Source organism: Citrobacter sp. Igbk 17, from assembly GCF_028069775.1.
Classification (GTDB): domain Bacteria; phylum Pseudomonadota; class Gammaproteobacteria; order Enterobacterales; family Enterobacteriaceae; genus Citrobacter.
Window position 1 is genome coordinate 71,752 of record NZ_JANEWI010000017.1, and the last position, 20,721, is coordinate 92,472.

Sequence of the window (20,721 nt, forward strand, 5' to 3'; positions counted from 1 at the left end):
CGAACAATTTGAATATAACGAGAACCCCGCCAGCGCGGGGTTTTTGCTTTCCGGCGATACGACAGGGGTATTCGCGAGGTGCATTGCACCAGTACCCCTGTCATATCGTCGATCTAATCTTCCACAAATATTAAGCCTCGCAATTCTGCGGGGCTTTTTCATTTCAGGCTCACGGGTATCACTCACTACGTGCTTTGTTGATAAATCCAGCCCGTGAAGCCTGACCCTTTCATCACACACAGCGCCATCCGAAGAATCGGAGGTGAGGCTATGACCAGAATGAGCACCATTTACAGCAGACTTTCATATGGATCAGGAACCACGCTTGCCGGCTGCGGTGTATCAGCGAAGGCATATGCCGAAACAGCCAAAACAGCAAAAGAGGTGTCCTGGATGTTGGCCGACAGAATTGCAGGGTTAAGCCTGAGTGACTGGGCAATTATTGTCGGTATCGCATGCACAGTTATCACCTGTGCAGTGAACTGGTATTTCCGCTGGAAAGAACGGGAGGATCGGCGCAATGGCTATGCCACCAAAGCTGAAGAATAAACTGAGCGCAGCGGTTGTTGGTTTGATTCTTGCGGGGGCTTCCGCGCCCGTGATTCTCGATCAGTTTCTGGATGAGAAAGAGGGTAACAGCCTGACAGCATATCGCGACGGCGGCGGAATCTGGACTATTTGCCGTGGCACCACGTTGGTTGATGGTAAGCCAGTAGTTCAGGGCATGAAGCTGTCTGCTCAGAAATGCGCCAAGGTGAACGCCATAGAACGCGACAAGGCGCTGGCGTGGGTTGAGCGAAATGTCAAAGTACCACTGACCGAACCACAGAAAGCTGGGATCGCGTCTTTCTGCCCATATAACATCGGCCCCGGAAAATGTTTCCCGTCTACGTTCTATAAGCGAATAAATGCTGGCGACCGTAAAGGTGCTTGTGAAGCGATCCGCTGGTGGATTAAAGACGGCGGCCGCGATTGTCGCCTGACCAAAGGCCAGAAAAATGGCTGCTATGGGCAGGTAGAGCGTCGAGACCAGGAAAGCGCGCTGACGTGCTGGGGGATAGACCAGTGAACCTGCGCTATCAGTTCATTGTTATTTCGTTGCTGGTGGCCGTTGCATTCATCGCGGGTAGTGTATGGAGCAGCCGCGGTTGGGAAAAGAAGTGGGCAGAGCGTGACAGCGCGGAATCATCGCAAACAGCGAACGCTCAGACTGCCGCCCGTATGATTGAACAAGGGCGCATAATTGCCCGTGATGAGGCTGTAAAAGATGCACAAGCACAAGCCGCTAAATCTGCTGCCACTGCTGCTGGCCTGTCTGCCACTGTTAGCCAGTTGCGTACCGAAGCAACAAAGCTTGCCGCCCGCCTGGACGCCGCAAAGCACACCGCAGATCTTGCCGCTGCCGTCAGAAGCAAAACAACCGACGCCACCGCAGGAATGCTCGCCAACATGCTCGGAGATATTGCAGCAGAAGCTCAGCGATATGCTGGAATCGCTGACGAACGCTATACCGCCGGAGTGACGTGTGAACGCATTTACGACTCGGTGAGAGAGCCAAATAACAATCCCGCAGCCTCGCAATAGCGGGGCTTTTTGCTAATTGAGGTATCAAAATGACCGTTCGCGCAAAATTTCGTTGTCACTTCATCCAGAAAGCAGAAGACGATTCACATCGTACAGTCCACATGAGCCCTGTAACCGCAGACACCCCAGAAAACAAAAACTGGTCAAAGTACACACCTGGCGGTCTGTTGCAGATGCACATCTCCAACCCGGCAGCATTCGAACAGTTTGAGCAGGGCAAAGAATACTTCATCGATATTCAGCCAACTGAGTAAGCCATTCCAAAGCTCATCTGCGGGTGGGCTTGATAATGGTTATAACGGCAAGAGGATAAAATTATGCACCAGTAAAACGGATAGACCGCAGCAGCCGAAAGGCGGCAAGTGCAGGGTAATGACCTGCTCCCGAGTCTCCATGTAGAGAGCCAGCATTGCATCTGGTTAGGGTTAATGAACATCGTGCACCGGAACGCAGCGTGATAGCCAGTCGCGCATCGGTTAGAGCTAACGGGGAGTAGAGACGAACCGGGGTAATCAACTCAAGGGCATGAGCGCGGCCACTGCGAGAGAGTGGCAAGCATTACAGCAGGCATTCAATGAGTGCCTGCGATAATGCTATACGTTTGGGGAGTGAATATGCCACCGCGCACACCGAAGGCTTGTCGCGTTCGCTGCTGTCGGAACACCACAACAGACCCGTCTGGCTACTGTGAAAATCACAAAGGTGAAGGCTGGAAGTCCTATAAGCCAGGTCAATCGCGACAGCAGCGTGGATACGGAACAAAGTGGGAAGTTATCCGGGAGCGGATACTTAAGCGAGACAAAGGGCTGTGTCAGAACCATCTTCGGCAGGGGATCGTGAAGCAGGCGTCCTGCGTGGACCACATCAAAGCGAAGGCCCACGGCGGTACTGATGAAGACAGCAACCTTGAAAGCCTGTGCTGGTCGTGCCACGCCGCGAAGACCGCGCGTGATCGGCTCAAGTGAGAATCGATGTCATCATTAGCCAGGGGAGGGGGAGGTCAAATCTCTGCGGCCGCGCGCCTTCCGGACTGCCCGCCTCCTCGTTTTTTTATACCCGCGAAAAATCAAATTTAACCAGGAGTGTCGCTTATGGCTGGAACGGCGGGGCGTTCCGGGCGCCGCCCAAAGCCAACGGCGCGCAAGGAGCTGGCTGGGAATCCCGGTAAGCGAGCCCTGAACAAAGAAGAGCCGGTGTTCACTCCCATCAAGGGTGTTGCACCGCCGGAGTGGTTTGCAGAAGACGATGGTCTGCCTATGGCTACCGTCATGTGGGAGCTGACAACGAAAGAGTTATGCGGTCAGGGCCTGCTCTGCGTTACTGATCTCGCTGTGCTCGAACGCTGGTGCGTTGCTTATGAGTTCTGGCGCCGTGCAGTGAGGAACATCGCGAATGATGGGCTTACCATCAACGGCGCGATGGGCGGAAAGATAAAGAATCCAGAGCTCACCGCGAAGAAAGAACAGGAATCGGAGATGAGTTCTACCGGTTCGATGCTTGGCCTCGACCCCAGCAGTCGCCAGCGCCTGGTCGGGCTCGCTGGCCAGAAGAAGACCTCTAACCCATTCCTGAAGATGATCAACGCATGAGCCGCAAATCGTACCCCAACGTTAACGCCGCGAATCAGTACGCCCGCAACGTTGTGCGGGGTAAGCTCCCGGCGTGCCAGTATGTCATTCAGGCCTGCCAGCGCCATATCGATGATATGGCTCAGGAGAAAAGCCGAAAATTCCGGTACCGCTTTGATAAAGATATGGCGGAGAAGGCCGCGAAGTTTATTCAGCTGCTGCCACACACTAAGGGGGAGTGGGCGTTCAAAAGGATGCCAATCACCCTGGAGCCCTGGCAGCTGTTCATTATCTGCTGTGCTTTTGGCTGGGTGCAGAAGGGATCGAAGCTTCGTCGTTTCCGGGAGGTCTATACCGAGATCCCCCGTAAGAACGGAAAATCGGCGATTTCTGCAGGCGTGGCGCTTTACTGCTTCACCTGTGATAACGAGTTCGGTGCAGAGGTTTACTCTGGCGCCACAACGGAAAAGCAGGCGTGGGAAGTATTTCGGCCAGCCCGTTTGATGTGCAAGCGCACGCCACTGCTGGTGGAAGCTTTCGGTATAGAGGTAAACGCCTCAAACCTGAACCGGCCGGAAGACGGCGCCCGCTTCGAGCCACTGATCGGCAATCCCGGCGACGGGGCCTCGCCACACTGTGCGATAGTCGACGAATATCATGAACATCCGACCGATTCGCTGTACACCACTATGCTGACGGGCATGGGGGCCCGCCGGCAACCGCTGATGTGGGCGATCACCACAGCAGGCTACAACATCGAGGGGCCTTGCTACGACAAACGCCGTGAAGTGATTGAGATGCTGAATGGCTCGGTACCCAATGAGGAGCTGTTCGGCGTTGTTTATACAGTCGATGAAGGAGATGACTGGACCGACCCGAAGGTGCTGGAGAAGGCAAACCCGAATATGGGGGTGTCGGTGTACCGAGACTTCCTGTTGAGCCAGCAACAGCGCGCAGTTAACAATGCCCGCCAGGCGGGCGTGTTCAAAACGAAGCACCTCAATATCTGGGTCGCTGCCCGCGCCGCGTTCTTCAACCTGGTGTCCTGGCAGAACTGCGAAGATAAGACGCTGACGCTGGACCAGTTCGAAGGTCAACCTTGCGTGCTGGCGTTCGACCTGGCGCGCAAACTGGATATGAACAGCATGCCGCGGCTTTTTACCCGGGAGATTGACGGAAAAACGCATTATTACTGCGTGGCGCCGCGGTTCTGGGTGCCGTATGACACTGTATACAGCGTAGAAAAGAACGAGGATCGCCGGACTGCTGAACGTTTTCAAAAGTGGGTTGAGATGGGACTGTTGACGGTAACGGATGGCGCGGAGGTTGATTATCGCTACATCCTTGAAGAGGCCAAAGCAGCAAACAAACTCAACCCAGTAAGCGAGTCTCCGATTGATCCATTCGGTGCGACGGGCCTTTCTCATGACCTGGCTGATGAAGGGCTTAACCCCATCACCATAATCCAGAACTACACCAACATGTCTGACCCGATGAAAGAACTGGAAGCAGCAATTGAGTCGGGACGTTTTCACCACGACGGCAACCCGATCATGAGCTGGTGTATCAGTAACGTCGTCGGGAAATATCTGCCAGGTAATGACGATGTGGTTAAGCCGATCAAAGAGCAGAACGAAAACAAAATCGACGGCGCGGTTGCGCTGATTATGGCGATTGGTCGTTCGATGCTTTACGAGAAGGTTGACTCAATTTCTGAACGCATCGAATCACGCGGCATACGTTCACTTTAACCGAGGCGTTTATGATCCTGACGATACTCACTCCGCTGATAGGAGTGCTGGGGGCGCTTTTGCTTTCATTTGGGGCATGGATGATTTATCCCCCCGCTGGCTATATTTCTGGTGGTTTGCTGTGCTTGTTATGGTCCTGGCTGATGGCAAAATTCTTGTCAACTTCGCTGAACAGCACCGGGGGTGACTGATGTTCTTCCGTGGGATGTTCACTAAAAGCGATCAACCAGTGACCACGCCAGCAGAACTGGCGCAGGATATTGGGCTGACCTATGACACCTATACTGGCAAGCGCGTAAGCAGCCAACGCGCAATGCGGCTCACTGCCGTTTTTTCCTGCGTCAGGGTGCTTGCCGAATCCATCGGCATGCTACCTTGCAGTCTGTTCCAGACCACTGATACGGGGAAAAAAAAAGCGACAGGAGAAAGGCTGTTCAAACTTCTGACCCTAAAACCCAATGGGTACATGACTCCGCAGGAATTCTGGGAGTTGGTAATCCTCAGCCTCTGCCTTAGAGGGAATTTCTACGCGTACAAAGTAAAAGCCTTTAATGAGGTCGTAGAGCTGTTACCGATCGACCCCGGATGTGTAGTACCAAAGCTCAACAGCAATTGGGAACCGGTCTACCAGGTAACATTTCCTGATGGCTCAACAGACGTGCTCAGCCAGGATGATGTCTGGCATGTTCGCATCATGACACTGGATGGGCTGGTGGGGCTGAATCCTATCGCTTACGCAAGGGAAGCCATTTCTCTTGGTTTAGCCACTGAAGAACATGGCGCCAGACTTTTTGGCAATGGTGCTGTCACATCAGGGGTATTGCGAACAGATAGCGAATTAAGCGATGCGGCATACGCCCGCCTGAAAGCTGATTTTGAGGAAAAACATCAGGGGCTGGGAAATGCCCATCGACCCATGATCCTTGAAATGGGTCTGGACTGGAAATCAATGGCGTTGAACGCAGAGGACAGCCAGTTCCTTGAGACCCGTAAATTTCAGTTAGAGGAAATTTGCCGACTGTTTCGTGTGCCGATGCACATGGTTCAGAACACTGACCGAGCAACATACAGCAATATCGAAGAGCTAGGGATGGGGTTTATAAACTACTCCCTTGTTCCCTACCTCACACGCATTGAACAGCGCATCAACATTGGCCTGATTAAAGATTCCAAACAGGGTGTTTATTACGCGAAGTTTAACGTGGGAGCTCTGTTGCGTGGCGATATGAAGTCTCGATTTGATGCTTATGCGACAGCCATTAACTGGGGTATGTACTCACCCAATGATTGTCTTGAGCTGGAGGATCGCAACCCTCGTCCAGGTGGCGATGTTTACCTCACACCAATGAACATGACAACGAAACCATCCGATGGCAGTAAACAAGCCAAAACTGAGGAACATAAAAATGCCGATGACTAAGCAGCGGATGGATATACCGCTGAAACTGAAATCCGTCAGCGACAACGGTGAGTTTGAAGGCTATGGCTCTGTGTTTGGTGTTAAGGACAGCTACGACGACGTGGTTGTACCGGGCGCGTTCAGCAAGTCTCTGGAAACATGGCGGGAGAAGAAATCTCTTCCTGCAATGCTCTGGCAGCACCAGATGGATGAGCCGATCGGTATTTACACCGATATGAAAGAGGATGATATCGGACTGTTTGTGAAAGGACGTCTTCTCATTGATGACGATCCTCTCGCAAAGCGTGCCCACGCCCATATGAAGGCCGGTTCTTTAACCGGCCTTTCTATTGGCTACATGCTGAAGGACTGGGAGTACGACCGATCAAAAGAGGTGTTTCTTCTCAAAGAGATCGACCTGTGGGAGGTCAGCCCGGTTACGTTTCCGTCCAATGACGAGGCGAGAATCAGCGATGTGAAAAGTGCGTTTGCCCGTGGCGAATTGCCTTCACAGAAAAGTATTGAAAGAGTCCTGCGTGATGTTGGGCTCTCACGAACCCAGGCCAAAGCATTCATGGCCGGGGGATATAGCACACTGAATCTGCGCGACGCTGATGATGTGGACTCTGCTTTGAATGCACTTAAAAACATCACATTTTAATCTGGAGTAAAAACATGGCAGTAGAAATTAAAGATGTAGAGCTGGTCGCGCAGGAACTGCAGGCGAAGTTTGAAGACTTCAAATCAAAAAACGATAAGCGAATTGATGCGATCGAGCAGGAAAAGGGCGCGCTGGCGGGTCAGGTTGAAACACTGAACGGTAAACTGTCCGAATTGGAAAATCTGAAGTCCGATCTGGAAGCCGAACTGGCTGCATCCAGACGACCTGGCGGTGGTTCAAAGGGCAAATCAGTAACCGAGCACAAAGCAGCCTTTATGGACTTTGTCCGCAAGGGTAATGAAGATGGCCTGCGTGAACTGGAACAAAAAGCACTTCAAACTGGTGTGGATGCTGATGGTGGTTATGCTGTGCCGGAAGATCTGGATCGTAGTCTTCTGAATCTGTTGCATGATGAAGTCGTGATGCGTCAGGAAGCGACTGTTATCTCATTGAGCACGCCTGACTATCGCAAGGTGGTCAACACCGGTGGTGCAAAATCGGCCTGGGTGAGTGAAACACATGCCCGTAACGCGACAGATACACCAACGCTGGCGCAGATTAAACCGTTCATGGGTGAGATTTATGCTAACCCACAGGCGACCCAAACCATGCTTGATGACTCGTTCTTCGATGTTGAGTCGTGGATCAATAGCGAGCTGGCGTTAGGGTTCTCTGAGGCGGAAGAAATTGCCTTCACTACTGGTGACGGTAGTGATAAACCAAAGGGTTTTCTGGCCTATGCCTCAACCCTGGTTGATGACAAAACCCGTCCGTTCGGCACTCTGCAGCATATTCTCTCTGGCGCGGCCACTGGGCTCACAGCCGATGCGATCATCAAGCTGATTTACACGCTCCGCAAAGTACATCGCAACGGTGCCAAGTTCATGATGAACAACAACACGCTGTTTGCAGCGCGCATACTGAAAGATAAAGAAGACAACTACCTGTGGCGCCCGGGTCTGGAGCTCGGTCAACCGTCAATGCTGGTGGGCTACGGTATCGCTGAAAACGAGCAAATGCCGGATATTGCCGCTGATGCCAAGGCCATTGCATTTGGTAACTTCAAACGTGGCTATACGATTGTTGACCGCCTGGGTACTCGTGTTCTGCGCGACCCGTACACGAACAAACCATTTGTTGGTTTCTATACCACCAAACGAACTGGCGGCATGCTGACAGATTCACAGGCTATCAAGATCATGCAGATTGGCGCACCTGTAGCCCCTTAACATCAAACGTAGGCGGGGTGGTGCCCGCCTTCAGGAGTTGAAATGATCATCCTTTTAAAACCGCTTAAGTGGTCGCCAGATGGTTGCCGTATCGAAACTATTGACGCTGGTGAACATGAAGAACTCCCGGCTCGTGCAATTGAGATTGCAGGGCAAATCGGCATTCTGGGAGAAACCAAATCTGATGGTGAGGGGGGTGTTCCGCCGGCACCAAATCCTGATGACGATCCACCTCCGCCCTCTGAATCCGATCCAGATAGTGAGTCTGGTTCTGTAGTGGATGAGAAGTCGCAGAAAAATGCAAAAAAATAACCCGCTCTGCGGGTTATTTTATGGGTGACGCCAATGCTTATCACGTTAGATGACATAAAGATCCAGTTACGACTTGAAGCCGATTACAGTGAGGAAGACCAGTACCTCGCATTGATAGGCAAAGCCGCTGAATCTCGAATGTCAGAATACCTGAACCGAAATATCTACGTCGAAGGTACAACGATACCGCCTACGGACCCTGACGGGATGATTATTCCTGCATCTCTTCGCCTTGCCCTGTTACTCCTGGTCACTCATTTCTACGAGCACCGTTCAACGGTCAGCGAAGTAGAAATGGTGGAGTTGCCAATGGCATTTACCTGGCTCGCGCGACCGCACCGGATTTACCCGCAATGAAACTTCGGCAGACGCAAACCAGCGCGACTTACCTGCTTCCCGATCCGGGTGAACTGGATAAGCGGGTGCAACTCCGAAAACGGGTTGATGTACCCGCGGCTGATTTCGGTACAGAGCCTGAATATCCGGTCTCACGCCCTGTTTGGGCAAAGATCGTTCAGACCAGTGCAACGACATACCAGGAAACGGCCCAGACTGACAACGTCATTACGCATTACATCACCATTCGCTGGCGTAGTGGCATCACCTCCGATTTTGAGGTAGTGCAGGGCGATCTGGTGTTCCGCGTTAAGCGTGCCAGGGACCTGAACAGTAAGCGTCGTTTTCTGCTACTCGAGTGCACGGAGCTGGGCACCGAACCAGCCTCAACCGGAGGGAACGGTAATGGCAACTCCCTTTTTTCACGTTGATTTTCAACAGCCAAAAGAGATGCGGTTCAACCGGGCACGTGTCCGGCGGGCGTTTACCCACATAGGGCAGCGCCATATGCGTGATGCCCGCCGTCTGGTGATGCGCCGCGGGCGTTCCGAGCCTGGCGATAACCCCGGCTATCAAAGCGGTCGCCTGGCGAAGTCCATCGGTTATATGGTGCCTAAGGCCAGCAAGAGCCGACCCGGCTTTATGACTCGTATTGCGCCGAACCAGCGCAATGGGCAGGGAAACAGACTGATCACCGGCGACTTCTACCCTGCATTTCTGTTCTACGGTGTACGCGGTGGAGCCAAACGTCGCCGCAGCCATCATCGTGGTGCTTCAGGCGGCAGTGGCTGGCGCATGGCACCGCGTAACAACTTCATGGTCGAGACGCTGAAGAAAAACAGTCCGTGGACCCGATATTATCTGGCGCGCGAACTACGTCTCTCACTCAAACCGGAGAAGCGGCGCTGATGAAACTGAGCCCCATAATTGCCACTCTGCGCGCACGTTGTGCGCTTTTTCAGAACCGTGTGGCAGGTGCTGCGCAGTTTAAAGATCTGCCTGACGTTGGGAAGATGATCTTTCCCGCCGCGTATGTTGTGCCGGGTGATGACTCTCCGGGTGAGCAGAAAAGCCTGACGGATTACTGGCAAACGATCCGCGAAGGTTTTTCCGTCATCGTGTTTGTCAGCAACAGCCGGGATGAGCGTGGCCAGTTTGCATCCTTCGATGTGGTGGATGAGGTTCGTCAGTCACTTTTCAAGGCGTTGCTTGGCTGGAATCCGAAAGAGCACGGAAACCCCATCACCTATGACGGCGGCACGCTCCTGGATGTAAATCGTCACGAACTGATTTATCAGTTCGACTTCGTTGTTGAGTCCGAACTCACTGAAGATGATACCCGACAGCAGGACGATCTGAACGCGCTGGATGAGTTCAAAAGTCTCTCCATTGATGTTGATTTTATCGATCCCGGCAATGGGCCCGACGGCAACATCGAGCATCACACGGAATTCACTCTCCCCACCTGAGGAAAAACATGTTTGTGAAACCCAAAGAAGGGCGGTCAGTTCATGACCCCGCCCGCGGTGACCTTTTGCCTGCAGAAGGGCGAAACGTTGACGAAAGCCAGTACTGGTACCGTCGGGAAATCGACGGAGATATTGAAATTGTTCAGCCATCGAAAGACGCTGATACGGATAAGAAGGCGAGCGCTAAATGACAGTCTCCATGAATAATATCCCGTCCGATCTGCGCGTTCCGCTGTTCTACGCCGAAATGGACAACAGCGCAGCAAATACCGCGCAGACCAGCGCGCCATCCTTGCTGATTGGCCATGTTAATTCCGGCGCCAGTATTGCTACAAACCAGCTGGTATTCATGCCATCAAAAGATTATGCAATTCAACAGTGCGGAGCGGGCAGCCAGCTCGCGCGCATGGTTGAGGCATACCGACTGACAGACCCATTTGGTGAGCTATGGGTTGTCGCTGTAGCTGATACCGGAACAGCCGCAACGTTCACGCTGACAGTCACTGGCGCGGCCACAGAGTCTGGTGTTGTTAGCCTGTACATTGGACGCCGCCGTATCCAGGCCAACGTTACCACTGGGGATGATGTCACGGCCATTGCCTCGGCTATCGCTGCGGCGATTACCGCTGACGGGCAGACGCCATTTACCGCCGCTGCAACAACTGGTGTTGTCACACTCACTTCCCGCCATAAAGGCACCTGGGCAAATGACATTCCGGTCACTCTGAATTACTACGGCTTCAGCGGTGGTGAAGTGCTGCCTGCTGGGGTGCTTATTGCTATCGCAGCGGGTACCGCAGGCTCGGGTGCTCCGGTTCTGACTGGTGCTATTGCCGCAATGGGTGACGAGCCGTTCGATTACATTGGCCATCCGTTTAACGATACAGCGTCAATGAACACCTTCACGCTGGAAATGAACGATAGCAGCGGCCGCTGGAGCTGGTTACGTCAGATTTATGGTCATATTTACACGGCAAAAATCGCCGCAGTAAGTGACCTGATCACCGTTGGGGATATGTTCAACGACCCACATGTGACACTGGCAGGTTATGAAAAAACGGTGCAGGCCTGTCCTGATGAGCTGGCTGCGAGCCGAACGGCCCGCGCAGCAGTGTTCCTGCGCATCGACCCGGCACGCCCGACGCAAACGGGTGAGCTGACGGGGATGTTGCCGCCACCGACCGGTAAACGTTTTATCCGTACTGAGCAGCAATCGTTGCTGACTCACGGTATCGCCACAGCGTATGCAGAAGGCGGTGTGCTGCGAACTCAACGCGATATCACCACCTACAAAAAGAACGCCTACGGTGTAGCGGATAACAGCTATCTGGACAGCGAAACACTGCATACCAGCGCGTATGTGCTTCGCCGCCTGAAATCGGTTATTACCAGCAAGTATGGCCGCCATAAACTTGCCAGTGATGGCACGAGCTTTGGCCCCGGCCAGGCGATCGTTACCCCTGCAGTAATCAAAGGGGAGCTGTTGGCAACATATCGTAAGATGGAGCGGGAAGGCATCGTTGAAAACTACGATTTGTTCAAGAAATACCTGATCGTTGAACGTGATGCTAACAACCCAGCCCGCATCAACGTTCTGTACCCACCTGACTACGTTAACCAGCTGCGTGTGTTCGCGCTGCTTAACCAGTTCCGTCTTCAGTATCAAGAGGAGTCCGCATAATGCCGCGCATTGCAGGAACCTGTTATTTCAAAATTGATGGTCAGCAATTATCCATGACCGGCGGTATTGAGGTGCCGATGAATACTAAGGTCAATGATGATGTCATTGGCCTTGATGGCTCGGTGGATCGTAAAGAAACGCACCGTGCGCCCTATATCAAAGGCACCTTTAAAGTACCGAAAGATTTTCCGGTCAGCAAAGTAACGACTTCAGACCAGATGACCATTACAGCCGAACTGGCAAACGGTCAGGTTTATGTCTTGTCTTCAGCCTGGCTGCACGGAGAAGCAAACCACAACGCCGAAGAAGGTACGGCGGATCTTGAATTCCACGGTGAAGAAGGGGATTACCAGTAATGAAAGAAATTAAACTCAGCAAATCGGTTCGTGCTCATGGTGATGAGCTCTATGTGCTGGAACTGCGCGAGCCGACGGGAAAGGATGTTCGAGAGCTCGGCTTCCCATATACAGCAAGCGGTGACGCTGGTGTGAAAATGGATGCAGGTGTAATTGCCAAATACATTTCACGGCTGGCCGGTGTTCCACCAAGTTCAGTTGATGAAATGCAACCTTCCGATCTGAATACTATCAGCTGGGAGATTGTGGGTTTTTTCCTCGGGAGCTCAACGCTGGACAACTCCTGAATTATTATTTTGATTGCGCCAAATATTGGCGCATCAATCCCCTTGAAATGCTCGACGAACCGTTTTCAGTGCTCGGCTTATTTGCAGAACAGGCCAATCGCATAATTCAGGAAAATAAAAATGGCTGAATTTGAACTGAAAGCCCTTATTACTGGGGTAGACAAACTCTCTCCTACATTGTCTTCAATGCAGAAGAAAATTAAAGGTTTTCAGAAGGGCGTTAAATCCAGCGGCTTGGGTGATTTTTCTGTTGGCGATCTGATTGGTGGCGGCGCATTTGCCGCCCCATTTATTGCAGGCGCGAAAGCTGCTATTGATTTTGAATCGCAGATGGCTGATGTTCGCAAAGTTGTTGATTTTGACACGCCAAAGCAGTTCGCTGAAATGGGGGATGACATCTTAAAAATGTCGGATCGCCTGCCAATGGCCGCGAACGATATTGCAAAATTGGTGGCGGCCGGCGGACAGGCTGGTATCGCGCGAGAAGATTTGAAGCAATTTGCTGAGGACGCCCTGAAAATGGGGGTCGCCTTTGACCAGTCTGCGGATCAATCTGGCGACATGATGGCGAAGTGGAGAACGTCATTTAAGATGACTCAAGAGGAAGTTGTTTCTCTTGCGGATAAAATTAACTACTTGTCGAACAATGGCGCAGCTAATGCTCAGCAAATATCTGACATCGTCACCCGTATCGGGCCACTTGGCGCGGTTGCCGGTATTGCTTCAGGTCAAATTGCTGCGTTAGGGGCAACCTTAGCTGGTGTTGGTGTTGAGCAGGAAGTTGCAGCTACAGGTATTAAGAACTTCATGCTGGCAATTACTGGTGGCTCAAAGCAGCAGCAGGAAGCATTCCAGTTCCTTGGGTTTAACTCCAAGAAGCTCGCAGCTGATATGCAAAAAGACGCCCAGGGCACAATGCTGAAGGTTTTGGAAAGTATTTCGAAACTGGATAAGGCTAGGCAGCCGAAAGCACTGAACGCGTTATTTGGCAAAGAGTCTATTGGCGCAATTGCACCGCTGCTAACTAATCTCGACCTACTGAAGAAAAACTTCAATATGGTTGGAGACTCGTCGCAGTATACCGGCTCAATGCAAAAAGAGTATGAAGCTCGTGCGGCAACAACAGCAAACCAGTTACAACTCTTACGAAATCAGGCTACGCATGCTGGTGTGGCGCTTGGTAATGCACTATTACCACAGATTAATGCTAGCGCTGCTGGGCTAATGCCTCTTATTCAGAAATCAACGGATTTTGTATCACGAAACCCAGCCATGGTTCGCGCGTTGCTTGGCGCTGCTGCTGGTTTTGTGGCGCTTCGCATCGCAGTGGCGGGAGTTAGTATGGCTCTGAAAGTTATGTCGTTCGTCGCTAGCGCTTCGCCAATAGGTTTAATTATCCGAGGTATTGCACTTGCTGCAGGGTTATTAATTGCGAACTGGGACGTTGTCGGCCCATTCTTTAAAAACATGTGGGAAGAAATATCGCCTTACTTCGCTACTGGTTGGGAGCTTTTTAAAACCGTGTTCGGCTGGACTCCCTTAGGTCTGATTATTAATAACTGGGGTCCTGTCGTGAAGTGGTTCCAGGACATGTGGGAAAAATTAAAGCCGATCATTGAATGGTTCACTGATGGCGCTAGCGATGCCAGCGTCAGTATGAATGCTTCGCCTTATGGTGCTGGTGGGTATGGAATGTATGGTTCAGGTACACCATACAAAGAGTATAATCAATACAGTATAAATAAAAGCCAGAGCAAGCCAGAAGCAACAGTGACAGTAGACTTTAAGAATGCTCCAGCCGGAATGAATGTTACCGGCACAAAGTCTTCTGGCATCGATGTAAACCATGATGTCGGTTACACAAGAATTGGGAGAACTGGAATGGGAGGGTGATCATGCTTGACCAATAAAGCCATTTGTATGATGGTTAGCGTGAATGTAAGCACTCAAAATAGGGAATGGAAATGAAATATAATTTATTAGCTGTTGGACTGCTGATGGCTTTGCCGCACTTAGCAATTGCGAAAGATGGTCTTGCCTCCTCATTTGTTAATGAGACTAAAACTGCAGCTGATGGAAATGGTGAGATAAACGCATCAATTGATATTGATTGCCCGGTAAAATCTGCTAGTGGGAAAATTGTAGTTTCGAATGTCTCCTATGATATTAATAAGTCAGTTGGAGCTTTTGTTTTTAAAGACTCAGGAGAAACTCCTGCCCAAATAACATCAATTGTTACCATGTCACCTGATGATAATTTTATGTCTGATGAAGTTATCGGTATGAGTTATATCTTTAAAATGCCAGGCGGACAGTTTTTTGTTGATATCCTAAAGAAGGGGAAGGTAAGGGCTGGTGTTAATAAAAACGGTGAATCTGGGATAAAATGGATTAACTGTAAGATAGTAAAACCTTCCTGATTTCCTCTACATTCAAATAAATCCCGCTGCGGCGGGTTTTTTTATGCCTGGAGTTTATATGGCGTGGAAAGATCGGCTGGTAGAAGCATCGTTTCGCGGTGTTCCATTCAAAACTGAGGATGAGAGTCTAACCGCTGGACGGCGTGTCGAAACACATGAATTTGTGAACCGTGATAAGCCCTATACGGAAGACCTGGGCAAAGCAACTTCAAGACCTAAATTTTCTGGGTATGTCATCGGCGATGACTGCTATGAACAACGAGACAGATTGATAGAAGCGCTTAATAAGCCGGGGCCGGGGACGCTTGTTCATCCGGCATATGGTGAGATGAGCGTCTGTGTTGACGGTGAGATCAACGTAAGCACATCAAGCAGTGAAGGGCGCATGGTGCGCTTTGATCTTCGTTTCGTTGAGGCAGGTGAACTTACTTATCCGACATCTGGGACCGCGACGGCCAACACGCTCGTTTCCTCCTGTTCTGCCCTTGATGACTGTATTAGCGATAACTTTGAACAGTTCGGCATGGATGGTTTGCCTGACTTCGCTCAGGGAGATGTGCTTGAGCGTGCCACTGGCATCCTGGACTCAGTTTCTGATTCTATGGCGATGGTCGACAGCTATGTCGCAGACGCAGCGAGACTTATGCAGGGTGATATTTCTGTTCTTCTTCCTCCTCCTTCATCAGGAAAAGGATATGTCGAAGCTATTCAGAAAGTGTGGCGTACGGCGAACAGACTATCCGGAAATGCTTCTGACGTTATGAAAATGATTAAGGGGTTCGCCGGTATTTCGTTGGGATCAGATATGGCCCCGCGAGGTATATGGAAAACAGACAGCAAAAGCACACAGAGCAGCAAGGAACAGGGGAATTATGTTGCCAGTGCAGTACGCACAACCGCCATAAGCGAAGCGGTTTACGCTGTTACAACACTGCCAACACCTGCAATAACGACAAAGGAACAAACTCAGCAGTCTTCTGGATGGCCTGCTGTGACACACCCTGCGCTGAATAACGCACCGGATGAGACGGCGGTGGTTGATGTGCCGACGTGGGATGACCTCGTTGATATCCGCGACACGCTGAATACCGCTATCGATAAAGAACTATCCCGTACTACCGATGACCGTTTGTTTCTGGCTTTGCGCCGGGTGAAGTCGGACCTTAACAACGACATAAAACACCGCCTTGTACAGACCCAAAAGACAGTTATCAGGACACCTGATGAGGTAACTCCGGCACTGGTTCTGGCAGCGACCTGGTTCGATAACGCTGCACGGGAGTCTGACATTGCCAGGCGTAATGCTGTGGCTCACCCAGGCTTTGTGCCGGTATCTCCACTGAGGGTTCCTGTACGATGAACGATAACGTAACGCTGAGGGTTAACGGACGTGAATGGGGCGGCTGGACTTCGACACGTATCGGCGCTGGCATCGAGCGGCTGGCGCGCGATTTTAGCGTTGAGATCACCCGACAATGGCCTGGTGGAGATGGAATTTCCTCATTGCAACCTCGGGTAAAAAACGGAGATAAAGCAGAAATACTGATTGGTGATGATCTGGTGGTCACTGGCTGGATTGAAGCAACGCCGGTTCGCTACGATGCGCGCTCAATTAGCGTTGGAATTAGCGGGCGCAGCCTGACTGCCGATCTGATTGATTGCGCTGCTGAGCCGACACAATTCAATGGGCAATCACTCGTTCAGGTGGCCGCTGCGCTTGCCAGACCTTTCGGTATAGCGGTTGTAAACGCTGGCGCACCGGGTGGCGCTATTCCCGGAGTACAACCCGATCACGGTGAAACAGTTATCGAAGTCCTCAACAAGATGCTTGGACAACAGCAGGCGCTGGCCTACGACGACCCTCGGGGCAGGCTTGTTATCGGCGGCATTGGTAGCACGCGCGCTAATACAGCTCTGGTGCTGGGTAAAAACGTTATTTCCTGCGATACCGAGAAAAGCATCCGTGAACGTTTTTCAACGTACCAGGTCTCGGGGCAGCGTGCCGGAAACGATGATGATTTTGGGGCTGCGACAACAACGGCGCTTCGCGCAAAAACAACAGACGCATCAATTGGCCGCTATCGTCCCATGGCAGTACAGCAGACGGGGCAGTCAACAGGAGCCAGTTGCATTGCTCGTGCTGAATTCGAGGCGCGCCAGCGAGCTGCACGTACCGATGAAACCACATACACAGTGTGGGGCTGGCGGCAGGGTGACGGTTCACTGTGGCAACCAAACCAGCGCGTTATCGTCTATGACCCCATTTGTGGTTTCAATAACCGCGAGCTGCTCATTTCTGAAGTGTCATTCACTAAAGACAACAACGGCACAATAACCGAACTACGTGTCGGGCCGCCGGATGCCTATCTGCCAGAACCTGAAAATGACAGCAAGAAGCATGGCAAAAAACGGAAAGTCAAAGAGGACCCGTTCTGATGAGCGTGATGCAAAGTCTGCAAAGGCAACTGTTAGGACTCATTGGCCGCGCTGTGGTGAAGAGTATCAACGCGGCTTCTAAGTGCCAGATGATAGATGTTGAGTTACTGGCTGGGCAGCAAAAGGCGGGCATTGAGCACCTTGAACCCTATGGCTTCACCTCTCGTGCAAAACCGGGTGCTGAGGCTGTTGTTCTGTTTCCTGATGGCGACCGTTCTCACGCCGTTGCGATCACCGTGTCTGATCGTCGCTATCGCATGAAGGGGCTCAAAACGGGGGAGGTCGCTCTCTACGATGACCAGGGACAGTCAGTCACGCTGACACGCGCCGGGATTGTTGTAGATGGTGGTGGCAAGGTGATTACGTTCAAAAACGCGCCAAAAGCCCGCTTTGAAATGCCCATCGAATCGACAGGACAGATAACGGATCTCTGTGACTCAACAGGCCAGACGATGGCTGCAATGCGTGTTGCCTACAACGGGCACAAGCATAAAGAGAACGGCAACACCACTGATGTGCCTGATACAAAAATGGAGGCGTGATGGAACTCTGGCTTACGGTAAACGGAAAACAGGTTAGCGCCAGTTCTCAACTTGACCCACTTACGCGCGCAGTGGTGATTTCGTTCTTCACTCACCGGCGCGCAGACCCTGACGACAATGCTGATGTACCGATGGGGTGGTGGGGAGATACCTGGCCGATGGTGGCCAACGATCGCTATGGGTCAAAGCTATGGCTTTTACAACGGAGCAAGCTCACAAACGCGCTGGTGAACACGGTGCGAACGTATCTCCGCGAATCCCTTCAGTGGATGCTCGATGATGGTGTTGTGTCCAGGATAGATATAGATATACAGCGAACCGGTATCAATGAACTGGGAAACAGCATTGTTCTGTGGCGCCGGGATGGTCCGGTAACAATTTCTTTTAACGATTTCTGGAGCGTGATTGCAAATGGCGGACAGTGAATTTCAGCGGCCAACGCTGGCCGAAAACATCAGCATGATCCGCACCGACCTTTTTGCCCGGCTTGACATCAATGATGAGCTTCGCCGCATGGATGAAGATGTCAGGGCCAAAGTTTATGCAGGGGCGCTGCATACGATTTATGGCTATATCGATTATCTGGCGATGAATATGCTGCCAGATCTTTGCGACGAGTCATGGCTTTATCGGCATGCGGCGATGAAACGATGTCCGAGAAAAGATGCCGTGGCCGCATCAGGTTTTATGCGATGGGATGGCGTAACGAACGGGCTCAAGGTGAGTGCAGGATCGGTCATTCAGCGTGACGACCTTGTCCAGTACGTCGCCCAGGCAGATGCAACGAGTGCTGGTGGTGTGCTTCGTGTACCCGTTGCCTGCAGCGTGACAGGTACGACCGGAAATATGGATGATGGTGAGGCGCTCTCACTGGTTACGCCGGTTAACGGACTTCCTTCTGGTGGCATGGCCGATACGATCGCTGGCGGTTTTGATATTGAAGACCTTGAGGTCTGGCGTGCACGTGTTCTGGAGCGCTACTACTGGACCCCGCAAGGCGGTGCTGACGGAGATTATATTGTCTGGGCAAAAGAAGTACCCGGTGTAACACGTGCGTGGACATACCGGCACTGGATGGGGACGGGAACAGTCGGCGTTATGATAGCCAGTAGCGACCTGATCAACCCGATTCTTGATGATGCAACAGTGGCTGCCGCTCAGGCACATATTGAACCGCTGGCCCCCGTAGCAGGTTCAGATCTCTATGTATTTAAGGGAACGCCAAAAACGGTCAATTACACCATTGACCTGAATCCGGATACTCCTGAAATACGCGCTGCAGTTGAGGCCGAGCTTCGTTCATTCCTGTTGCGTGACGGCTATCCGGAAGGAGCGCTTGAGCTGTCCCGCACAAACGAGGCGATTTCTATAGCGGCCGGTGAGTACAGCCATAAGCTGCTTTCGCCAACAGCTGATACGGCAATCGCAAAAAATGAACTGGCTGTATTGGGGGTAATAACGTGGGCGTGAGTAATGATGATTATGTCCAGTTACTGAGCGCGCTGCTTCCGCCAGGGCCGGCATGGTCAGTTGATGATGTTGCGATAAGTGGCGTAGCTCCTTCTTTGCTCAGGGTGCATCAACGTGCTGATGAACTGATGCTGGAACTTGATCCGCGCACCACAACAGAACTTATTGACCGATGGGAGCGGTGTTGCGGCCTGCCTGATGAATGCATTCCATCAGGAGCACAGACGTTACGGCAGCGACAGCAGCGACTGGATGCAAAAGTGAACCTTACCGGAGGGATCAACGAAGATTTCTACCTTCGTCAACTGGCCGCACTGGGGAAGCCCGGAGCCACTATCACGCGCTATAACAAGGGACCCTTCAAGTGTACGTCATCGTGTATGGATGCGACCTATTCGACTGAATGGCGTTACTACTGGCAGGTAAATATGCCTGCTTCAACAGACACCACCTGGATGACCTGCACAGACAATTGTGAAACACCGATTCGTTACTGGGGTGATACGGTAGCTGAATGCGTGATCAATAAACTCTGCCCGTCCCATACCTACGTAATATTCAAATATCCGTAACCGGAGACATTATGCATCGTATTGACACATCTACTGCGCAGAAAGATAAATTCGGCGCGGGTAAAAATGGTTTCACGCGTGGAAACCCACAGACAGGAACGCCAGCCACAGACCTGGATGACGATTATTTTGATATGTTGCAGGAAGAACTGGCAGGAGTGGTAGAAGCAACTGGCGTTAATCTGGACAAATCAAAACATAACCAGTTACTGACAGCCCTGAAGGCACTGCTGTTAAGCCGCGCACATCCTTTTGCAGATATCAAAGCAGACGGACCAGCAGCAATTGCAGAGGCTCTCTCAAACCTTGGTTTGGGAGCAGGAGCGCCCGCAATAGGAATTCCGTTCTTCTGGCCGTCTGCGGTGATGCCTAATACGGTGATAGATGAATGGTCAGATATGGTGTTTTTGAAATTCAATAACTCGACATTTTCAGCGACAACATATCCCAAATTAGCGCTGATTTATCCCGGTCTGAAACTGACTGAGCATCGTGGTGAATTTATCCGTATCTGGGATGATGGTCGAGGGGTGGATAGTGGACGAGCACTTCTGTCAGCACAGGATGCATCCGCAATTAACCTCTTACTGGGTGAAAATGCTAACCAGCCTGGTCTGGGTCAAATCTCCGTTTCAAACGATGATGGAC

At 51.7% G+C, this 20,721-nt stretch carries 29 protein-coding genes; all 29 read left to right on the forward strand.

The features are described from left to right. Window positions 1–270 precede the first annotated feature (270 nt). Window positions 271–549, forward strand: coding sequence for a phage holin (locus NNO08_RS12210; protein WP_016150433.1), 279 nt, complete (start codon window positions 271–273; stop codon window positions 547–549). Further along, window positions 521–1,069 (forward strand): lysozyme, encoded by a 549-nt coding sequence (locus NNO08_RS12215; protein WP_271456788.1) that lies wholly within the window; start codon window positions 521–523, stop codon window positions 1,067–1,069. Before NNO08_RS12210 ends, NNO08_RS12215 begins: the two co-directional genes overlap by 29 nt. Further along, complete coding sequence (locus NNO08_RS12220; RefSeq protein ID WP_271456789.1) at window positions 1,066–1,584, forward strand: DUF2514 domain-containing protein; 519 nt, start codon at window positions 1,066–1,068, stop codon at window positions 1,582–1,584. The genes NNO08_RS12215 and NNO08_RS12220 overlap by 4 nt, the downstream gene beginning before the upstream one ends. 29 nt (window positions 1,585–1,613) lie before the next feature. Further along, the gene (locus NNO08_RS12225) at window positions 1,614–1,838 is read left to right on the forward strand and encodes a hypothetical protein (RefSeq protein WP_271456790.1); all 225 of its coding nucleotides are present in this window, start codon (window positions 1,614–1,616) and stop codon (window positions 1,836–1,838) included. Window positions 1,839–2,198: 360 nt separating this feature from the next. Continuing rightward, window positions 2,199–2,549, forward strand: coding sequence for an HNH endonuclease (locus tag NNO08_RS12230; protein WP_271456791.1), 351 nt, complete (start codon window positions 2,199–2,201; stop codon window positions 2,547–2,549). Between the two features lie 126 nt (window positions 2,550–2,675). Beyond that, entirely contained in the window at window positions 2,676–3,173 is a 498-nt protein-coding gene (locus tag NNO08_RS12235) for a phage terminase small subunit P27 family (protein WP_271456792.1), read from the forward strand. Continuing rightward, window positions 3,170–4,903, forward strand: coding sequence for a terminase large subunit (locus NNO08_RS12240; RefSeq protein WP_271456793.1), 1,734 nt, complete (start codon window positions 3,170–3,172; stop codon window positions 4,901–4,903). The genes NNO08_RS12235 and NNO08_RS12240 overlap by 4 nt, the downstream gene beginning before the upstream one ends. An 11-nt stretch (window positions 4,904–4,914) precedes the next feature. After that, window positions 4,915–5,094 carry a hypothetical protein gene (locus tag NNO08_RS12245; RefSeq protein ID WP_271456794.1) on the forward strand — a complete coding sequence of 60 codons (180 nt, stop codon included), beginning with the start codon at window positions 4,915–4,917 and terminating at the stop codon, window positions 5,092–5,094. Further along, window positions 5,094–6,323, forward strand: coding sequence for a phage portal protein (locus NNO08_RS12250; RefSeq protein WP_271456795.1), 1,230 nt, complete (start codon window positions 5,094–5,096; stop codon window positions 6,321–6,323). The genes NNO08_RS12245 and NNO08_RS12250 overlap by 1 nt, the downstream gene beginning before the upstream one ends. Continuing rightward, on the forward strand, window positions 6,310–6,963 hold the full coding sequence (locus NNO08_RS12255) for an HK97 family phage prohead protease (protein WP_271456796.1): 654 nt from the start codon (window positions 6,310–6,312) through the stop codon (window positions 6,961–6,963). The genes NNO08_RS12250 and NNO08_RS12255 overlap by 14 nt, the downstream gene beginning before the upstream one ends. Window positions 6,964–6,977: 14 nt before the next feature. Then, window positions 6,978–8,192 carry a phage major capsid protein gene (locus tag NNO08_RS12260; RefSeq protein ID WP_271456797.1) on the forward strand — a complete coding sequence of 405 codons (1,215 nt, stop codon included), beginning with the start codon at window positions 6,978–6,980 and terminating at the stop codon, window positions 8,190–8,192. A gap of 42 nt (window positions 8,193–8,234) precedes the next feature. Next, window positions 8,235–8,504 (forward strand): hypothetical protein, encoded by a 270-nt coding sequence (locus NNO08_RS12265; protein WP_442870781.1) that lies wholly within the window; start codon window positions 8,235–8,237, stop codon window positions 8,502–8,504. Between the two features lie 33 nt (window positions 8,505–8,537). Further along, window positions 8,538–8,861, forward strand: coding sequence for a head-tail connector protein (locus tag NNO08_RS12270; RefSeq protein ID WP_271456798.1), 324 nt, complete (start codon window positions 8,538–8,540; stop codon window positions 8,859–8,861). Continuing rightward, window positions 8,858–9,271: a phage head closure protein gene (locus NNO08_RS12275; RefSeq protein ID WP_271456799.1), complete on the forward strand. Its 414-nt coding sequence runs from the start codon at window positions 8,858–8,860 to the stop codon at window positions 9,269–9,271. Before NNO08_RS12270 ends, NNO08_RS12275 begins: the two co-directional genes overlap by 4 nt. After that, window positions 9,246–9,749, forward strand: a complete 504-nt coding sequence (locus NNO08_RS12280; protein WP_271456800.1) for a hypothetical protein — start codon at window positions 9,246–9,248, stop codon at window positions 9,747–9,749. Before NNO08_RS12275 ends, NNO08_RS12280 begins: the two co-directional genes overlap by 26 nt. Then, entirely contained in the window at window positions 9,749–10,309 is a 561-nt protein-coding gene (locus NNO08_RS12285; RefSeq protein WP_271456801.1) for a phage tail terminator protein, read from the forward strand. Before NNO08_RS12280 ends, NNO08_RS12285 begins: the two co-directional genes overlap by 1 nt. Before the next feature lie 8 nt (window positions 10,310–10,317). Next, entirely contained in the window at window positions 10,318–10,500 is a 183-nt protein-coding gene (locus tag NNO08_RS12290; protein ID WP_271456802.1) for a DUF2635 domain-containing protein, read from the forward strand. Continuing rightward, on the forward strand, window positions 10,497–11,990 hold the full coding sequence (locus NNO08_RS12295; protein ID WP_271456803.1) for a phage tail sheath subtilisin-like domain-containing protein: 1,494 nt from the start codon (window positions 10,497–10,499) through the stop codon (window positions 11,988–11,990). The genes NNO08_RS12290 and NNO08_RS12295 overlap by 4 nt, the downstream gene beginning before the upstream one ends. Beyond that, window positions 11,990–12,346 (forward strand): phage tail tube protein, encoded by a 357-nt coding sequence (locus tag NNO08_RS12300; RefSeq protein ID WP_049015471.1) that lies wholly within the window; start codon window positions 11,990–11,992, stop codon window positions 12,344–12,346. The genes NNO08_RS12295 and NNO08_RS12300 overlap by 1 nt, the downstream gene beginning before the upstream one ends. Then, entirely contained in the window at window positions 12,346–12,633 is a 288-nt protein-coding gene (locus tag NNO08_RS12305) for a phage tail assembly protein (protein ID WP_271456804.1), read from the forward strand. The genes NNO08_RS12300 and NNO08_RS12305 overlap by 1 nt, the downstream gene beginning before the upstream one ends. A gap of 120 nt (window positions 12,634–12,753) precedes the next feature. Then, window positions 12,754–14,526, forward strand: a complete 1,773-nt coding sequence (locus tag NNO08_RS12310) for a phage tail tape measure protein (RefSeq protein ID WP_271456805.1) — start codon at window positions 12,754–12,756, stop codon at window positions 14,524–14,526. 71 nt (window positions 14,527–14,597) lie between these two features. Beyond that, window positions 14,598–15,053: a hypothetical protein gene (locus NNO08_RS12315; RefSeq protein ID WP_268064958.1), complete on the forward strand. Its 456-nt coding sequence runs from the start codon at window positions 14,598–14,600 to the stop codon at window positions 15,051–15,053. A 58-nt stretch (window positions 15,054–15,111) separates the two neighbouring features. Then, window positions 15,112–16,413, forward strand: a complete 1,302-nt coding sequence (locus tag NNO08_RS12320; RefSeq protein ID WP_271456806.1) for a DNA circularization protein — start codon at window positions 15,112–15,114, stop codon at window positions 16,411–16,413. Continuing rightward, window positions 16,410–17,489, forward strand: a complete 1,080-nt coding sequence (locus tag NNO08_RS12325) for a phage baseplate assembly protein (RefSeq protein ID WP_271456807.1) — start codon at window positions 16,410–16,412, stop codon at window positions 17,487–17,489. Before NNO08_RS12320 ends, NNO08_RS12325 begins: the two co-directional genes overlap by 4 nt. Beyond that, window positions 17,489–18,031 (forward strand): phage baseplate assembly protein V, encoded by a 543-nt coding sequence (locus NNO08_RS12330; RefSeq protein WP_271456808.1) that lies wholly within the window; start codon window positions 17,489–17,491, stop codon window positions 18,029–18,031. The genes NNO08_RS12325 and NNO08_RS12330 overlap by 1 nt, the downstream gene beginning before the upstream one ends. After that, window positions 18,031–18,456: a phage GP46 family protein gene (locus tag NNO08_RS12335; protein WP_271456809.1), complete on the forward strand. Its 426-nt coding sequence runs from the start codon at window positions 18,031–18,033 to the stop codon at window positions 18,454–18,456. Before NNO08_RS12330 ends, NNO08_RS12335 begins: the two co-directional genes overlap by 1 nt. Then, window positions 18,443–19,501: a baseplate J/gp47 family protein gene (locus NNO08_RS12340; protein ID WP_271456810.1), complete on the forward strand. Its 1,059-nt coding sequence runs from the start codon at window positions 18,443–18,445 to the stop codon at window positions 19,499–19,501. The genes NNO08_RS12335 and NNO08_RS12340 overlap by 14 nt, the downstream gene beginning before the upstream one ends. Next, a complete protein-coding gene (locus NNO08_RS12345) occupies window positions 19,492–20,073 on the forward strand; it encodes a YmfQ family protein (protein ID WP_271456811.1) in 582 nt (193 codons plus the stop codon). The genes NNO08_RS12340 and NNO08_RS12345 overlap by 10 nt, the downstream gene beginning before the upstream one ends. An 11-nt stretch (window positions 20,074–20,084) precedes the next feature. Continuing rightward, window positions 20,085–20,721 (forward strand): integrase (locus NNO08_RS12350; RefSeq protein WP_271456812.1); only part of this gene is annotated, 637 nt, incomplete at its 3' end.

Bases quoted from the DNA above. Each gene is read 5' to 3' on its own strand.
- NNO08_RS12210 (WP_016150433.1), top strand. From the start codon at position 271: ATGACCAGAATGAGCACCATTTACAGCAGACTTTCATATGGATCAGGA.
- NNO08_RS12215 (WP_271456788.1), top strand. From the start codon at position 521: ATGGCTATGCCACCAAAGCTGAAGAATAAACTGAGCGCAGCGGTTGTT.
- NNO08_RS12225 (WP_271456790.1), top strand. From the start codon at position 1,614: ATGACCGTTCGCGCAAAATTTCGTTGTCACTTCATCCAGAAAGCAGAA.
- NNO08_RS12230 (WP_271456791.1), top strand. From the start codon at position 2,199: ATGCCACCGCGCACACCGAAGGCTTGTCGCGTTCGCTGCTGTCGGAAC.
- NNO08_RS12235 (WP_271456792.1), top strand. From the start codon at position 2,676: ATGGCTGGAACGGCGGGGCGTTCCGGGCGCCGCCCAAAGCCAACGGCG.
- NNO08_RS12240 (WP_271456793.1), top strand. From the start codon at position 3,170: ATGAGCCGCAAATCGTACCCCAACGTTAACGCCGCGAATCAGTACGCC.
- NNO08_RS12245 (WP_271456794.1), top strand. From the start codon at position 4,915: ATGATCCTGACGATACTCACTCCGCTGATAGGAGTGCTGGGGGCGCTT.
- NNO08_RS12250 (WP_271456795.1), top strand. From the start codon at position 5,094: ATGTTCTTCCGTGGGATGTTCACTAAAAGCGATCAACCAGTGACCACG.
- NNO08_RS12255 (WP_271456796.1), top strand. From the start codon at position 6,310: ATGCCGATGACTAAGCAGCGGATGGATATACCGCTGAAACTGAAATCC.
- NNO08_RS12260 (WP_271456797.1), top strand. From the start codon at position 6,978: ATGGCAGTAGAAATTAAAGATGTAGAGCTGGTCGCGCAGGAACTGCAG.
- NNO08_RS12265 (WP_442870781.1), top strand. From the start codon at position 8,235: ATGATCATCCTTTTAAAACCGCTTAAGTGGTCGCCAGATGGTTGCCGT.
- NNO08_RS12270 (WP_271456798.1), top strand. From the start codon at position 8,538: ATGCTTATCACGTTAGATGACATAAAGATCCAGTTACGACTTGAAGCC.
- NNO08_RS12275 (WP_271456799.1), top strand. From the start codon at position 8,858: ATGAAACTTCGGCAGACGCAAACCAGCGCGACTTACCTGCTTCCCGAT.
- NNO08_RS12280 (WP_271456800.1), top strand. From the start codon at position 9,246: ATGGCAACTCCCTTTTTTCACGTTGATTTTCAACAGCCAAAAGAGATG.
- NNO08_RS12285 (WP_271456801.1), top strand. From the start codon at position 9,749: ATGAAACTGAGCCCCATAATTGCCACTCTGCGCGCACGTTGTGCGCTT.
- NNO08_RS12290 (WP_271456802.1), top strand. From the start codon at position 10,318: ATGTTTGTGAAACCCAAAGAAGGGCGGTCAGTTCATGACCCCGCCCGC.
- NNO08_RS12295 (WP_271456803.1), top strand. From the start codon at position 10,497: ATGACAGTCTCCATGAATAATATCCCGTCCGATCTGCGCGTTCCGCTG.
- NNO08_RS12300 (WP_049015471.1), top strand. From the start codon at position 11,990: ATGCCGCGCATTGCAGGAACCTGTTATTTCAAAATTGATGGTCAGCAA.
- NNO08_RS12305 (WP_271456804.1), top strand. From the start codon at position 12,346: ATGAAAGAAATTAAACTCAGCAAATCGGTTCGTGCTCATGGTGATGAG.
- NNO08_RS12310 (WP_271456805.1), top strand. From the start codon at position 12,754: ATGGCTGAATTTGAACTGAAAGCCCTTATTACTGGGGTAGACAAACTC.
- NNO08_RS12315 (WP_268064958.1), top strand. From the start codon at position 14,598: ATGAAATATAATTTATTAGCTGTTGGACTGCTGATGGCTTTGCCGCAC.
- NNO08_RS12320 (WP_271456806.1), top strand. From the start codon at position 15,112: ATGGCGTGGAAAGATCGGCTGGTAGAAGCATCGTTTCGCGGTGTTCCA.
- NNO08_RS12325 (WP_271456807.1), top strand. From the start codon at position 16,410: ATGAACGATAACGTAACGCTGAGGGTTAACGGACGTGAATGGGGCGGC.
- NNO08_RS12330 (WP_271456808.1), top strand. From the start codon at position 17,489: ATGAGCGTGATGCAAAGTCTGCAAAGGCAACTGTTAGGACTCATTGGC.
- NNO08_RS12335 (WP_271456809.1), top strand. From the start codon at position 18,031: ATGGAACTCTGGCTTACGGTAAACGGAAAACAGGTTAGCGCCAGTTCT.
- NNO08_RS12340 (WP_271456810.1), top strand. From the start codon at position 18,443: ATGGCGGACAGTGAATTTCAGCGGCCAACGCTGGCCGAAAACATCAGC.